At 45.5% G+C, this 14,936-nt stretch carries 9 protein-coding genes, 1 tRNA gene and 3 pseudogenes; 8 read left to right on the forward strand and 5 right to left on the reverse strand.

Translation table 11 applies throughout. The features are described from left to right. Positions 1-205 precede the first annotated feature (205 nt). The 5 genes and pseudogenes from zorA2 to D9597_RS04530 form a co-directional block, all read left to right on the forward strand. Positions 206-1,858, forward strand: a complete 1,653-nt coding sequence (zorA2, locus tag D9597_RS04510; RefSeq protein ID WP_130221732.1) for a type II Zorya anti-phage system protein ZorA2 — start codon at positions 206-208, stop codon at positions 1,856-1,858. 6 nt (positions 1,859-1,864) lie between these two features. Beyond that, positions 1,865-2,572, forward strand: coding sequence for a type II Zorya anti-phage system protein ZorB2 (gene zorB2 / locus D9597_RS04515; RefSeq protein WP_130216629.1), 708 nt, complete (start codon positions 1,865-1,867; stop codon positions 2,570-2,572). Between the two features lie 3 nt (positions 2,573-2,575). Then, the gene (gene zorE / locus D9597_RS04520; protein ID WP_130216631.1) at positions 2,576-3,679 is read left to right on the forward strand and encodes a type II Zorya anti-phage system protein ZorE; all 1,104 of its coding nucleotides are present in this window, start codon (positions 2,576-2,578) and stop codon (positions 3,677-3,679) included. A gap of 210 nt (positions 3,680-3,889) precedes the next feature. Continuing rightward, on the forward strand, positions 3,890-4,996 hold the full coding sequence (locus D9597_RS04525) for an N-acetylneuraminate epimerase (RefSeq protein WP_130221733.1): 1,107 nt from the start codon (positions 3,890-3,892) through the stop codon (positions 4,994-4,996). Between the two features lie 104 nt (positions 4,997-5,100). Further along, a pseudogene (locus D9597_RS04530) lies at positions 5,101-5,280 on the forward strand (sialate O-acetylesterase); the annotation flags it as partial. Positions 5,281-5,287: 7 nt separating this feature from the next. Here D9597_RS04530 and D9597_RS04535 read toward each other — a convergent pair. After that, positions 5,288-5,392, reverse strand: a pseudogene (locus D9597_RS04535) (HNH endonuclease); the annotation flags it as partial. 99 nt (positions 5,393-5,491) lie between these two features. On the opposite strand from D9597_RS04535, the gene D9597_RS04540 reads away from it, so the two are divergent. Further along, positions 5,492-6,364, forward strand: coding sequence for a phosphorothioated DNA-binding restriction endonuclease (locus D9597_RS04540; RefSeq protein ID WP_130221734.1), 873 nt, complete (start codon positions 5,492-5,494; stop codon positions 6,362-6,364). A gap of 310 nt (positions 6,365-6,674) precedes the next feature. On the opposite strand, the gene yjhR is transcribed toward D9597_RS04540, so the two are convergent. After that, entirely contained in the window at positions 6,675-10,190 is a 3,516-nt protein-coding gene (gene yjhR / locus D9597_RS04545) for a helicase YjhR (RefSeq protein WP_130221735.1), read from the reverse strand. 303 nt (positions 10,191-10,493) lie between these two features. Next, positions 10,494-10,578, reverse strand: a tRNA-Leu gene (locus tag D9597_RS04550). Positions 10,579-10,771: 193 nt separating this feature from the next. Here D9597_RS04550 and D9597_RS04555 point away from each other — a divergent pair. Together D9597_RS04555 and D9597_RS04560 are read left to right on the forward strand one after the other, a co-directional pair. Continuing rightward, positions 10,772-10,958 (forward strand): annotated as a pseudogene (locus tag D9597_RS04555) (alcohol dehydrogenase); the annotation flags it as partial. A 109-nt stretch (positions 10,959-11,067) separates the two neighbouring features. Next, a complete protein-coding gene (locus D9597_RS04560) occupies positions 11,068-12,570 on the forward strand; it encodes a helicase HerA-like C-terminal domain-containing protein (RefSeq protein ID WP_130216641.1) in 1,503 nt (500 codons plus the stop codon). Between the two features lie 125 nt (positions 12,571-12,695). On the opposite strand, the gene lptG is transcribed toward D9597_RS04560, so the two are convergent. Then, entirely contained in the window at positions 12,696-13,778 is a 1,083-nt protein-coding gene (gene lptG, locus D9597_RS04565; protein WP_105290080.1) for an LPS export ABC transporter permease LptG, read from the reverse strand. Beyond that, complete coding sequence (gene lptF, locus D9597_RS04570; protein WP_105290081.1) at positions 13,778-14,878, reverse strand: LPS export ABC transporter permease LptF; 1,101 nt, start codon at positions 14,876-14,878, stop codon at positions 13,778-13,780. The genes lptG and lptF overlap by 1 nt, the downstream gene beginning before the upstream one ends. Between the last annotated feature and the right edge of the window lie 58 nt (positions 14,879-14,936).

Here is a 14,936-nt window from a genome sequence, read left to right on the forward strand (position 1 = left end):
TTCCTTTGATACAATTCGTAACAGATTACTATCATCCTAAAAAAGCTCAACCCGATGAACTCGCTAAAAATGAGACAAATCATTTATATCTCGAAAAAACTTGTTACAATCATGAGCGCTACACCGGACTTAACCATATAAATTATGTGCGTTTTGTTTGTTTTTTAAGCAATTACAACTATCCATTATTTGCACAGGTATCAAAATGTTAGCGCAGCTTTTTGAGCAGTTGTTTCAATCGATAGACTCTACACTGATCACCAATATTTTCATCTGGGCTGTTATATTCGTATTTTTATCAGCGTGGTGGTGTGACAAAAAAAATATACATAGTAAGTTTAGAGAATATGCTCCAACCTTAATGGGAGCATTAGGTATTCTGGGTACTTTCATTGGTATTATCATTGGGTTACTCAATTTTAATACCGAAAGTATTGATACCAGCATTCCCGTATTATTAGGTGGTCTAAAAACAGCGTTCATTACAAGCATTGTAGGTATGTTTTTTGCCATTTTATTTAATGGAATGGATGCTTTCTTTTTTGCAAATAAACGAAGTGCGTTAGCAGAAAATAACCCTGAATCTGTTACACCTGAACATATCTATCATGAATTAAAAGAGCAGAATCAGACTCTGACTAAATTAGTCTCGGGTATTAACGGTGATAGTGAAGGTTCTCTTATTGCTCAAATAAAATTACTACGTACTGAGATTAGCGATTCCTCGCAAGCACAATTAACTAATCACACTCATTTCAGTAATAAGCTTTGGGAACAACTGGAAAAATTTGCAGATCTAATGGCAAAAGGTGCTACAGAACAAATTATTGATGCTTTGCGACAAGTTATTATTGATTTTAATGAAAATTTAACTGAACAGTTTGGTGAAAATTTTAAAGCACTTGATACCTCTGTAAAAAAACTTGTTGAGTGGCAGGAAAATTATAAAACGCAAGTTGAGCAGATGTCAGAACAATATCAACAAAGTGTCGAGTCCCTGGTTGAAACAAAAACTGCGGTTGCCGGGATTTGGGAAGAATGTAAAGAAATTCCTCTGGCTATGTCTGAACTGCGTGAAGTGCTTCAGGTGAACCAACATCAAATCAGCGAACTCTCCCGCCATTTAGAAACCTTTGTCGCCATCCGCGATAAAGCTACAACCGTATTACCTGAAATACAAAACAAAATGGCTGAAGTGGGTGAACTGCTGAAATCTGGAGCTGCAAATGTTAGTGCATCTCTTGAGCAAACCAGCCAGCAAATACTTCTTAATGCAGATTCAATGCGCGTGGCCCTGGATGAAGGTACCGAAGGATTCAGACAATCGGTTACCCAAACACAACAAGCATTTGCCTCGATGGCTCATGATGTCAGCAATTCCTCCGAAACCCTAACCAGCACGTTAGGTGAAACAATTACTGAAATGAAACAAAGTGGTGAAGAATTCCTGAAATCACTAGAGTCGCACTCGAAAGAATTGCATAGAAATATGGAACAAAATACGACGAATGTGATTGATATGTTCAGTAAGACTGGTGAAAAGATTAACCATCAACTATCCAGTAATGCCGATAATATGTTTGATTCAATCCAGACATCATTTGATAAGGCAAGTGCAGGGCTGACGTCTCAAGTCAGAGAATCAATTGAAAAATTTGCTCTATCCATCAACGAGCAGTTACATGCTTTTGAGCAAGCAACTGAACGTGAAATGAACCGTGAAATGCAATCATTAGGTAATGCTCTGCTTTCAATCAGCAATGGTTTTGTCGGTAACTATGAAAAACTTATTAAAGATTACCAAATAGTTATGGGGCAGTTACAAGCATTAATTTCTGCTAATAAACATCGCGGGTAATCGATCATGGATAAGATTATAGGGAAACAATTACCTAAAAAAGATCAAGATAATGAACACTGGGTATCCATGTCAGACTTAATGGCAGGGCTGATGATGGTTTTCATGTTCATATCTATTGCTTATATGCACTACGTACGTATTGAAAAAGAAAAAATTAAAGAAGTTGCCGTAGCCTACGAGAATGCTCAGTTACAGCTTTATAATGCTCTGGATATTGAGTTTGCAAAGGATTTACAAGACTGGGATGCAGAGATCGATAAACAGACTCTGGAGGTTCGATTTAAATCACCGGATGTTTTATTTGGCTTAGGAAGCACAGAGCTTAAACCAAAGTTTAAACTCATTCTTGACGACTTCTTTCCTCGCTACCTAAAAGTTCTTGATAATTATCAGGAACATATTACTGAAGTCCGCATTGAAGGTCACACAAGTACTGACTGGACAGGAACAACGAATCCTGATATTGCTTATTTTAATAATATGGCACTATCACAAGGTCGTACACGAGCAGTATTACAATACGTTTATGATATAAAAAATATCGCGACACACCAACAATGGGTTAAAAATAAATTTGCCGCAGTAGGTTATTCATCTGCACATCCCATTCTTGATAAAACCGGCAAGGAGGATCCTAATCGCTCTCGTCGTGTCACCTTCAAAGTTGTAACAAATGCTGAGTTGCAGATTAGAAAGATTATTCAGGAGTAAGAGATGAAATTATCTATCGACATTTCAGAACTTATTCAATTAGGGAAGAAAATGTTACCAGAAGGAGTCGATTTTTTTCTGGATGAATCCCCTATTGACTTTGATCCTATAGATATTGAGTTATCCACGGGTAAAGAAGTTAGTATCGAAGATCTTGACCCTGGTAGCGGGCTTATCTCTTATCATGGCCGCCAGGTTCTTTTATATATTCGGGACCATTCAGGGCGTTATGATGCGGCTATCGTAGATGGCGAAAAAGGAAAACGTTTTCATATTGCCTGGTGCAGAACTCTTGATGAAATGCGCCATAAAAATCGATTTGAAAGGTATCATGCAACTAACCGCATAGATGGTTTATTCGAAATTGATGATGGCTCAGGTCGGAGCCAGGATGTTGATTTACGGGTATGTATGAATTGCCTCGAACGACTTAATTATAAAGGAAGTATTGATAAACAACGAAAAAGAGAGATTTTTAAATCATTCTCATTAAATGAGTTTTTTTCAGATTATAGTACCTGTTTTCGTCATATGCCTAAGGGTATCTATGACAAAACAAATAGTGGGTATGTCGAAAACTGGAAAGATATATCTAAATCAATACGAGAAAAGGCCAAGTATACCTGTAATGATTGTGGTGTCAATTTATCAACCGCCAAAAACTTGTGCCATGTCCATCATAAAAATGGCATCAAATATGATAATCACCATGAAAATCTGCTTGTCCTGTGTAAGGATTGCCATCGTAAACAGCCCCTCCACGAAGGTATATTCGTTACCCAAGCTGAGATGGCTACCATTCAACGTTTACGTTCCCAACAAGGTTTATTAAAAGCAGAATCCTGGAATGAAATATATGACCTGACTGATCCGTCAGTGCATGGTGATATTAATATGATGCAACATAAAGGCTTTCAACCTCCTGTTCCTGGGTTAGATCTTCAAAACTCAGAACATGAAATTATTGCAACCGTAGAAGCAGCATGGCCAGGCCTTAAAATTGCAGTTAACCTTACTCCCGCCGAAGTCGAAGGATGGAGAATATATACCGTGGGTGAGCTGGTTAAAGAAATACAAACCGGAGCCTTTACGCCAGCAACTTTGTAAATTCTAACACTCCGTGAAAGTTAAGACTTTCGCGGAGGATAAATAAAATTTTCCTGATTTGTGACTCAAATTACAAAAGTAGTTTATGGCATAACTTGTCTGGTTTTTATGGTGTAATAGGTATAAAGGCATATGCTATGGTTAGCCTCATACTTAAAACTTCCCTCATACGGGTGAAGGTTAAAGCTTGGTAGACAGGAGACAGTCACAATGAATAAAACAATAACGGCGCTTGCTATCATGATGGCATCATTTGCCGCAAACGCGTCTGTATTGCCGGAAATTCCAGTACCATTTAAAAGTGGTACTGGTGCAATTGATAACGACACTGTCTACATTGGTTTAGGTAGCGCTGGTACGGCATGGTACAAGCTGGATACGCAAGCCAAAGATAAAAAATGGACAGCTCTGGTTGAATTCCCCGGTGGCGCAAGAGATCAAGCAACGTCCGCATTTATTGATGGTGATTTGTATGTATTTGGCGGTGTTGGCAAAAACCAACAAGGTTTAACCAGGGTGTTCAACGATGTGTACAAATATAGCCCAGCAACTAATACCTGGATTAAATTGATGTCACACGCACCGATGGGCATGGCGGGTCATGTGACTTTTGTTCACAACGGCAAAGCTTATGTTACTGGCGGTGTTAACCAAAATATCTTCAATGGCTATTTTGAAGATCTCAACGAGGCTGGAAAAGATTCAGCAACTATAGATAAAATCAACGCCCACTATTTTGACAAAAAAGCAGAAGATTATTTCTTCAATAAGTTTTTGTTGTCTTTTGATCCCTCAACACAGCAATGGAGTTACGCTAGCGAATCGCCCTGGTACGGTACGGCTGGTGCGACGGTTGTGAATAAAGGTGATAAAACCTGGCTTATTAATGGTGAAATAAAGCCTGGACTGCGGACAGATGCCGTATTTGAACTTGATCTTACCGGCAATAACGTAAAATGGAATAAGCTTCCTCCCGTCTCATCATCAGATGGCGTCGCTGGCGGTTTTGCGGGGATAAGCAATGATTTTCTTATATTTGCCGGAGGTGCCGGATTTAAAGGCTCGCGGGCAAATTACCAGAACGGTAAGAACTATGCGCATGAAGGCCTGAAAAAATCATATAGCGCTGATATTTATCTGTGGCATAACGGGAAATGGGAGAAATCTGGCGAACTGACGCAAGGTCGGGCCTACGGAGTATCATTGCCCTGGAATAATAGTCTATTGATTATTGGCGGTGAAACTGCGGGTGGTAAAGCGGTGGCGGATTCAGTGTTGCTCTCAGTGAAAGATAATAAAGTTACTGTGCAAAACTAACTTTTCAGGGTTTCCATTGCCTGAAAATAAAGATGTTGTTCATCCCGGAATAAAATAACTGGCGCGGTTTGCGCAGATACATCCTGCGCCCGCCATATCACTTTAAAAGAGAACTGACAAACGCGCCTGATGAAAATCCAAATAATTTGAGCAAGGGATATAACGGTTCAGCGTACCGAATTCCTGAGAACAAGACGACGGCGCTACGAAGCCGTCATTTCAGTCGGGGGATGATTGTAGACAAATTTGTTGACGCTATTTTGCAGTTTTGGCGCGAAAGATGAGCGTTCATTAATTTGATTTATTTGCATCCATCAACGCTTTTAACTCCTCCGGCGTAAACGGTGGTTTGCGTCGGTGCAGCATCGCATGACAATTAGGGCACACAGGAAATAAAAAAACAAATGAGATCAAGGTAATATATCTTCGCTTGCAGGCTTGAACAGCAGAAAATTTGCGAGCATGATCGCAATTATTTCACTGCCAGGGATATCAATGGCTTCCAGTAAATCGCTACAGCAGGCAATTGCCAACATAAAAATCTGGCACAAGGGTGAACAGCGCGCACCGCATAAGCCGTTGTTATTGCTATACGTATTAGCGGGATACCTGAATGGACATCCGCGCCTTTTCGATTATGGCTCGGAAATCTACGAACCTCTGCACAGTTTACTGGAACGTTTTGGGCCACAGCGTTCACAGTACCGACCTGATATGCCGTTCTGGCGATTACAAGGCGACGGATTCTGGCAATTACACAATGCCGGGCTTTGCTCAACAGCAGGGAGCAGCCGACAACCGCCAGTGAAGGAACTGACCGAATACCACGTTGCAGGCGGTTTCGATGAACAGCATTACGCCCTGGTAACCGGCAATAAAAAACTCATCAACACTCTGGCACAACAGATACTCGAAGCGCACTTCACCGAGAGTATTCAGGAAGAAATCGCTGACGAGCTGGGTTTTGATCTCCAGCAAATCCGTAAACAGCGCGACCCGTTATTTCGCAAAAATGTATTACGTGCTTATAACTACCAGTGCGCGATATGTGGCTTTAATATGCGCCACGATGACACCACCGTCGCGCTGGAAGCAGCGCATATAAAATGGAAACAGCACGGCGGTCCTTGTGAAATCCCTAATGGCCTGGCGCTTTGCGCAATTCACCATAAAGCCTTTGATAAAGGATCGATTGGCCTTGATGAAAATATGCGGGTACTGGTATCGAATGCGGTAAATGGCGGAGGGATCGTTGAGAAACTATTCTGGGATTTTGACGGGAAAACTATTGCGTTGCCGCAGGTGCGTAAAAATTACCCTTATGAGGGGTTTGTGGAGTGGCATCGGAAAGAGGTTTTTAGGGGGTGAGGTAATACTTATTTTGCTGATTTAACGTCGCTATCTGATTCAATTCGGCATCATGAACAGCCATGATATGCTTAATACGGGGCGAAGAAATTAGACCGTTATGATCGGTTTAGATTTCCGTTATTACTTGCATTCGCTTTCATTCCTAAAAGCCCCTGCCGTTAATGCCAGACGCATTACGCAAAGGAGAATGATTAGTAAACAATAAGATTGAAAATCAGGAAGGCGACTCGCAATAAATCTGAAAGTCGCTTTCACATTGTTAAAATATATCCCTTACCACTCCTGTGTTGTGAACTGTTCATCACACTTATAGCTGACGTTGATCCAGACTGCTATATATCGCCTTTATTTCATTTTTTACGCCTTCGCCACGGTACACCAAAGACGTATCGTATCGTTGATATTTATCTTCTCGCGCAGCACTGAACCAGTTAAAAGATCCAACGCACAGCAACTCCTCATCTCTAATCACAATTTTGCTGTGAACGCGATTCACCAATTTTGTAGCAATGCCCATATTATTGAGCTTTTCGACTGCATCATTTAGAAGATGCAGTTTCTCCTGGCGCTTATCATCATCGATATGCGCAATATTGCAGTTTTTATCCGTTACCACGGTAATATCAATACCTCGGGAGCGGGCCAGAGCCATTGACGTCAGAAACCCCGTTTGCTCCACTTTTTGCCAGGATAACCAGGGGGAAATAATCGTGATCTTCTGTTGAGCTGCGGCCAGAGCATTATTCAAGAATTCATCATGCTGCTCCACACCATGCAACGTTGAAATTTGTGTCCGTGCGGAAATTAAATCCTGTCGTTTCTGAAACTCAAATTGCAACGCATTATTATCTGAAGCAAACAGAAATTTTGCCAATAACCCTCGCGGCGAAGATGCGGGCTGCATCTCAATAAGGTCCATATCGCCAAAGACCAGAAAACTATCCTTAGCGCGTGAGACAGCAACATTGAGGATACTGCTGTTGCTATCAAGAAACCTGCCATCTTCATGTTTTGAGTAGACTGGGGAAAAGAGAACAATCGCCCTTTCCGCACCCTGCAAGGAGTGCACAGTCCCCACTGTCAGTGAGCCCTCTTCGTCTTTGTCATTAATCTCCAGCTTACGCAATGACGTTTTGATGGCATTAACCTGCGCCGAAAATGGCGTCACAACACCAACAACTTTGTACAGAGGTTCCCCGTAATGGCGCTCTATATCATCCTTATGTGTCGCCAGCCATGCTGCTATTGTTTCAGCTTCAAGAGGGTTATAACGGCTCCCCCCATTTGGCTTCATGCCTCGGCCATCAATATGCAGATATCCCATTGCGGGAAAAATCGTCCCTTTTTCCATCCCTCTTTTAGGCTGCAACTTACCGTGATAGCAAAGTGAGTTACAGTAGCCGATGATGTTATTGAAACAGCGACGATGCTCATACAGATACATTCCGCGCTCGAACTTGAGATCATACTGGTAGCGGGAGTTGAACTGGGCAACCTGCATTACGCTACCAGATGCTGCACTTTTTCCAGACCCACATACATGGGAATATGTATTTATTAACTCTTCCTGAGTGCCACCAGAAAGAATATTCTCCTCAAGCATATTGCCCATATCAGTAACGGGTAGACAATTCCAGATTGGAGCTATTTGCTCCGTATCGCCAATCACCAGTGCTTTCTTCGCCAATGCAAAAGAGGCCGCAGCAACCTCCGGGAGTACCTGCCCTGCTTCATCGACAATCAGTAAATCGGCAAAGTTATATAAATAATTATTATCCGATGTTCTGTCCCCACCAAAAGATTTTCTCCTGTTCATATGGTAAGGCAGCATGTAGCAGGTCATTACCACACAAGGAGTAAGTTTCATTCTTCTTAGCCAACGAGCCTCGGCGATAGTTGTCCCGGTAATTCCTTTTTCTTTTTGCAGGTTATCAATTGCCGCCATATCCATCAGCCAGCGACCTTCCCAATAATGAGTCGCTAACAAGAACGCTGGAAAACGAATCTGAGTATCGGCAAGCTCGTCCGCTCCGGCGAGGTTCAGCTCATCGTCTCCCCTGTAGCCCAGAGCATAAGTCAACCCGCGCCATTGTTTTGCTGCTTCCATTTCGCTTCGGGCTATGTCCTGCGCAAAGTTGATATTCTGTTGGCACGCCGCCTGCTCTTGTTGCGCTTTAGCGATCAAACTATCGATAAATTTATCAATATCTTCGGGACAATTTCCCTGGAACGCTGTCATTCTTGCGCCGAACGTAGAGTCCAGGAAGAGGTTAATCTGGTAATGGCGTTTAGCACGAACAGCAGGGAGCCATGACAAAAATGCATACATAAGCGACTCATCGGCACGGTATTGCTGCCACTGCTTTTTACCTCTGGCTAAAAGTGAAATTTCATTGCCAATATTGAGAAGAAGTGTGTTTTTGTCCTGAAGATACTGGTCGAGATTCTCACTGATGACTCGCTGTTCATGGCGGATATCATTGAGTCTGCGCCATGCGGGTTCGATTTGCTGAAGTTGCATAAACTGTGAAGTTAAACGTTCATGCAAAAGCGTCACTACATGCTCTGGCGAATTGCACTCTCCAGCTCCAAACGCCGCCTCCGCTTTTTCAAGGTAAAAGGCCCAGGCTTTTTCCAGATATTCCAGGGATTCAACGCGGTTAAAAAAATCTTCAGTCTGGTATTTCTTCGCTGCCTCAACCTGACGGCTTTTAGACGGAAAATAAGCGCCATAGCTTATTACCTCCGGCAACCAACGCCCAGACATTACGCCAAAACCAGTAGAGAAATCTTTTCCAAAGGCTTCAATAATATTGGTGACGGCCTGATTGTTAGTCGATGTGGCAATAATTACAGGAGGTTCAGTTTGATTAAGTGCGGCTCTTGTCCACTCGGTGGCAATAATAGAAAGCACCAGCGTAGTTTTACCCGTTCCCGGAGGACCGTTGACAGCGAGCATATCACCCTGCTGTTGAGTCAGATAATGGCTCAGGGCATCGCGCTGCGCCACTGCCAGCGGAAACTTATCGCCGGAATGCCCCAGACGTTCGCAGAACATCGCATTCTTAGCGAGAAGTGGCTCCACTGGAGCCACTTCGTTTGAGGCAAAACGCGTTAATAGCGGAACCTTAACCTGGCTCATCAGAAGATGGTCATACATAGGCAGGATATGAACGCTGGCCCCTACATGCTGGCTAGCTTTAACAATATAACCATATCCAGCCCGTTCGTATGGCTCAGATGTAGCGACCCAATTTCCCGCGACGTTTCTTAAAAGGTTATCTGACTGTTGAAGATAATTTTGCCAATGCTGAAGATACCTGGCATGGCGTTCCGCTTTCTCTTCGTCAGTTTCTTCGTAATGTTCTGGTTCATCTTCATTAATGGTGGCTGTGTTATGCGTGGTTTTGTATTTGTCATATTGCGCCAACTCACCAATAGAAAAATGACCGGAAGGGAGAGGTTCAAGCAGATCGCGGGGAATAGTGGCTGAAGCGGCAGGAAACAAAAAACCTTCCCTATTCAGAAGAGCGGAGGTAACCAGTGGCGTGATAATTGCGGGTGCACCTGCCATTTGCTCTTTGCCATGCTTTACTATGCGGTTCCACACTTGGGGCCGTAACACGACTTCAACGGTTTTTACCGACTCCCCTTCACCGTCAAAAAATGCCCGAATAGTCTCGTCATCCAACTGCCCTGCGGTGATATTTATCCATCGAATGAATGAATCTGTATCTTTACGTGAAAACGTTCCTTTACCAGATTCGGCGTCAGCTAAGGAGTTGCGCCAGTATGAAGTGAATCCCAATGTATTGCTGTCCATTTTCCATTCCGTGACATAATAGAAATCATTGATTTCATTGATGTAAATATTACTTATGATTAAACATTGTCCACGATGCGAGCACGATCGCAATAAATATTGTGCCTGGAGGATGGATTAGATTTTCTGAAAGAGCCGAATCCTTAATAGATAAGCGCAAACATACTTGGTTCGGTATTCTTAAAGGAATTAATATGGATTGAACCAAGTTGACGTTAGTTGAAAAAAACAGCGGAAAAGATTTGCGTGGCGCGGATTTCAGGCATAAAAAAAGACCTCAGTTGAGGTCTATTTACATACTTTTGGTGCCGAAGGCCGGACTCGAACCGGCACGTATTTCTACGGTTGATTTTGAATCAACTGCGTCTACCGATTTCGCCACTTCGGCACTGAAGAGGTATGCGGAAAACGTTGTGAATTATACCTGTCACGCGCCACCATGCAAGCGCCAGCTTGTGCCATCCTCGCTAAGTGCTGAAAATTTCAGCGTTGTCTTCAGCGATATGTAACCTTTGTCACACTCCAGGCCCCGCCCTACCATGCTCTACACTTCCCGGGCAACACCAGAGAACGACAAAAGCATGTCGATAATCAATAACGAATAGGGATTGTCGCAATATCCGCTAATTGCCGAACATAAGGTGATTCGCCGCGTGGTTGCCCAGGGTAGCGCCACGCAGCAGTGGTCACTGCGGCGCCTGTATTCGCGATAATCAGATCAACTTCTGGCAAGGTGCAGTGCCTACAATTATGAATTGCGGAGGCTTTGTTGGGTCGCTTCTGCCAGGACTTTAAGATATCTCGCAATCGGCTGAATTTAGTGGTGAAAACTTTTTAACCGTGCCTATACTCCAGACAGGGAACTGGAGGAAATCTCATGAGCGAATCACGTTTAATTGCCCGCACGCCGGACACAGAACTGTTTTTACTACCCGCTATGGCTAACCGTCACGGACTGATTACTGGCGCAACGGGGACAGGTAAAACTGTCACGCTGCAAAAACTGGCGGAATCTCTGTCAGAAATCGGCGTTCCGGTGTTTATGGCCGATGTAAAAGGTGATTTGACCGGGGTTGCGGCAGAAGGTACTACCTCGGAAAAACTGCTCGCTCGGTTGAAAAATATCGGCGTCAACGACTGGCAACCACATGCGAATCCAGTGGTGGTATGGGATATTTTTGGTGAGAAAGGTCATCCAGTGCGGGCAACGGTATCGGATCTCGGGCCGTTGTTGCTGGCGCGTTTGTTGAATCTCAACGATGTGCAATCTGGCGTCCTGAATATCATTTTCCGTATTGCTGACGATCAGGGATTGTTGCTTCTCGACTTTAAAGATTTGCGGGCGATTACCCAATACATCGGTGATAACGCCAAATCATTCCAGAATCAGTACGGTAATATCAGTAGCGCATCGGTTGGTGCCATCCAGCGCGGATTACTGACGCTGGAACAGCAAGGGGCAACGCATTTCTTTGGTGAGCCGATGCTGGATATCAAAGACTGGATGCGTACTGATGCCAACGGTAAGGGTGTTATCAATATCCTTAGCGCCGAAAAACTCTACCAGATGCCTAAACTGTACGCCGCCAGCCTGTTGTGGATGCTTTCAGAGTTGTATGAACAATTGCCGGAAGCAGGCGATCTGGATAAACCGAAACTGGTGTTTTTCTTCGACGAAGCGCATCTGTTGTTTAACGATGCGCCTCAGGTGCTGCTGGATAAGATTGAACAGGTAATAAGGCTTATCCGTTCAAAAGGCGTGGGCGTCTGGTTTGTTTCGCAAAACCCTTCTGATATTCCGGACAACGTGCTTGGGCAGTTGGGAAATCGCGTTCAGCACGCTCTGCGCGCCTTTACACCGAAAGACCAGAAAGCAGTGAAGACGGCAGCGCAAACCATGCGCCCCAACCCTGCATTTGATACGGAAAAGGCGATTCAGGAACTAGGAACCGGCGAAGCGTTGATCTCTTTTCTGGATGCGAAAGGAAGCCCTTCTGTGGTAGAGCGTGCGATGGTGATCGCGCCTTGTTCACGGATGGGGCCAGTGACAGAAGATGAGCGTAATGGCTTGATTAATCACTCCCCGGTGTATGGCAAGTATGAAGATGACGTGGACCGGGAATCCGCCTATGAGATGTTGCAAAAAGGCGTACAGGCAAGCACCGAGCAGCAAAATACCCCTCCGGCCAAAGGGAAAGAGATAAGTGAAGATGACGGTATTCTGGGTGGGTTGAAGGATATTTTGTTTGGCACTACCGGACCACGCGGCGGGAAGAAAGATGGCGTGGTGCAAACAATGGCGAAAAGCGCCGCCCGCCAGGTGACGAATCAGATTGTACGCGGTGTGCTGGGGAGTTTGCTTGGGGGGAGAAAAAGGTAAGTCAGGCGCTGTTTGTGTTCTCTCACACCAGCTTGCCTTTGCCTGATGCACTACGCTTATCAGGCCTACGCCACTTTGCTAACAATAATAAAGGGAGCTTTAGCTCCCTTTATTCATTCATCAAGTTACGATTTTCTCATTAACAGCCACAGACTGATTAAGAAGAAGCTGGCGCTTGGCAACAGTGCGCCGATAATCGGCGGGATGCCGTAAACCAACGTCAGCGGGCCGAAGATCTGGTCCAGTACGTAGAACACAAAACCGAAGCTAATACCGGTGACCACACGAACGCCCATCGGCACGCTGCGCAGTGGACCGAAGATAAATGACAGCGCCATCAGCATCATTACCGCCACGGATAGCGGCTGGAAGATTTTGCTCCACATATTAAGCTGGTAGCGCCCGGCGTCCTGACCGCTCGACTTCAGATACTTCACGTAGTTGTGCAAACCACTGATGGAGAGCGCATCAGGATCCAGCGCTACCACGCCCAGTTTGTCCGGCGTGAGGTTGGTTTTCCAGGTGCCGCTCACCGTCTGCGAACCGGTTATCTGTTTTGGATTGGTCAGGTCAGATTCATCAACCTGCGACAGACGCCAGACTTTATGTTCAGGGTCAAACTTCGCGGAAGCGGCATAGCGAACGGATTGCAGACGACGATTCTCGTTAAAGGCATAAATACTGATACCACCTAACTCTTCGTCACCTTTTACTCGCTCAATATAGACAAAGTTGTCACCATCTTTGGCCCATAAACCTTGTTGAGTAGAGAGCAACGAACCACCGTACATCGCCTGCGCGCGGTAGTTACGCGCCATCTGTTCGCCCTGCGGCGCGACCCATTCGCCAATCGCCATCGTCAGCAAAACCAGTGGAATGGCGGTTTTCATTACTGATAACGCGACTTGCATGCGGGTAAAACCAGAAGCCTGCATCACCACCAGTTCGCTGCGCTGTGCCAGCATCCCCAGTCCGAGCAACGCGCCCAGCAGGGCCGCCATCGGGAAGAAGATTTGCACATCTTTCGGCACGCTCAGCAGGGTATACATCCCCGCGCCTACCGCGTCGTAACTCCCCTGCCCGGCTTTTTTCAGCTGATCGACAAACTTGATAATGCCGGAAAGCGACACCAGCATGAACAGCGTCATCATGATGGTGGTGAAAATGGTTTTACCGATATAGCGGTCAAGAACACCAAAAGGTTGCATCACACCGCTCCTTTACGCGAAAAACTGGCGCGCAGGCGGCGGACCGGCACGGTGTCCCAAAGGTTGAGAACAATCGCCAAAGCCAGATAAATCAGGTTAACGGTCCACATCCACAGCGTCGGGTCCAGCTTACCTTTACCGCCGTTCGATTTAAGGGAGGTCTGGATCAGGAAGAAAAGCAGATATAGCAGCATGGCTGGCAGCATCGACAGGACACGTCCCTGACGCGGGTTAACCACGCTCAGAGGCACAACCATGAGCGCCATCATAAACACGGTGAATACCAGCGTGATACGCCAGTTCAGTTCTGCGCGGGCACGATCGGTGTCGGTGTTCCACAATGTGCGCATGTCCATCTGGTCGGTATCGTTCGGGTCGAGCGCCACCGCCTGGTGACCAATGATCGCCTGATAATCCTGGAAGTCCGTAATGCGGAAATCACGTAACAGTGCAGTGCCTTCGAAGCGCGTTCCCTGGTTGAGGCTGACGACCTGGGATCCGTCGCGCAGTTGCGTTAAATGTCCGGAATCGGCCACCACCACAGAAGGACGCGCGTTACCTTTTGGTCGAATTTGCGCGAGGAATACATCTTTGAAATCGCTGCCGTCAACGCTTTCGATGAACAGCACTGAGCTGCCATTAGTCGCTTGCTGGAATTGCCCTTGCGCCAGCGCCGCCATGCCTGGGTTAGCTTTCGCTTCTGCCAGCACTTCATCCTGATGGCGCGATGACCACGGCCCCGCCCACATAACGTTAACCGCCGCGACAATCGCCGTGAACACCGCAAGAACCATCGCCGCTTTCACCAGCACCGCTTTGCTCAGGCCGCAGGCATGCATTACCGTAATTTCACTTTCGGTATACAGTTTGCCCAGCGTCATCAGCAGCCCGAGGAACAGGCTTAATGGCAGGATAAGCTGCGCCATTTCCGGCACGCCCAGCCCCAACAGGGAGAGCACCAGATTCGCCGGAATATCGCCGTCAACCGCTGCGCCGAGGATCCTCACTAACTTTTGACAGAAGAAGATCAAAAGCAAGATGAAGAGTATCGCCAGCTGGCTTTTGAGCGTCTCCCGCACCAGATATCTTATGATTATCACTTTAAATACGCCCGTAAAAACTCGTCTTTTGCAGGATTTTAGCTTGTTTCATGGCTTA

Source organism: Escherichia sp. E13S3, assembly GCF_004212325.1.
Lineage (GTDB): Bacteria > Pseudomonadota > Gammaproteobacteria > Enterobacterales > Enterobacteriaceae > Escherichia.